The organism is Labrys sp. LIt4 (genome assembly GCF_017813775.1).
GTDB classification, from domain to species: Bacteria; Pseudomonadota; Alphaproteobacteria; order Rhizobiales; family Labraceae; genus Labrys; species Labrys okinawensis_A.
Genome location: NZ_JAGIPY010000051.1, coordinates 1 through 874, shown reverse-complemented (window position 1 = coordinate 874; position 874 = coordinate 1). Strand labels below are relative to the sequence as shown.

1 protein-coding gene is annotated in these 874 nt (G+C 61.3%); it reads right to left on the bottom strand.

The window, feature by feature from the left end:
* Positions 1–181: 181 nt before the first annotated feature.
* Positions 182–874: glycosyltransferase family 4 protein (locus J8I29_RS29645; protein WP_209434421.1), on the bottom strand; the 693-nt coding region annotated here is incomplete at its 5' end.

Below are 874 nucleotides of genomic sequence, written 5' to 3'. Positions count from 1 at the left end.
CGACACCCGGTCGAGGATCATCTTCCGATGCTTCTCGACCTTGTAGTACTTCGTCACATTGCTGAGTTGAATCATGTCGACCGAAGAACTGCCATCCAGGATTGAAGCCCCACCCCTCGCGGACGAGACCACCATATCAGGTTCATGCCCAATTCACTATTCAAATGGCCAGGCATCGGCATCAACGCGACCGGTCGAAAGCTGGCAGGACGTGCGACAGGGCTTCCCTATACCTGCCTTCGTTGTGCTCTGAATTCAGCCTGTCGCAGCAGCCTTGCCGGAGACGGTGCCACAACTCTTCGGAACGGTAGAGCCGGACGATCGCAGCGGCGAACTCCTCGGTGTCGTCCACCGGCACGGCGAGCACTTCCTGCTCATGCTTCCAGCCGAGCTGCTTCGCCAGCAGATCGGTGATCACTGTGGGCACGCCGAACGAAGCCGCCTCGTAGACCTTGTAGGGGGTCCCGGCGGCAAAGCGCGTCGGAGCAATGGCAATACGGGAGGTGTCGTATATCGGGGCGAGATCGGCCACCGGCCCGTGCCAGGTCACCCGGCTATGCGCCAGGAAACGGTCGAGCGCCAGGCCGGGAGCGACATGCCCGACCAGATTGAGCCGGGTTTCCCAACCGAGTTCCTCCTCGACGCGCGGCAGGATCTCCTCGATGAACCAGGTCAATGAATCATAGTTGGGTGTGTTCTCGGCATAGAGGCTGCCGACGAAGACGATACCAGCCCGCTCCTGGAAACTGCGGGGGGTCGGGGTGACCGGCCGATAGGTTCCCACCACCCTGGCATGGGGAAAGCCGAACTCGCTTAGGACGGCTGCTTCGGCGGGGCTGACGGTGACGATTTCCTGGCAGAAATGGCCGTGCTT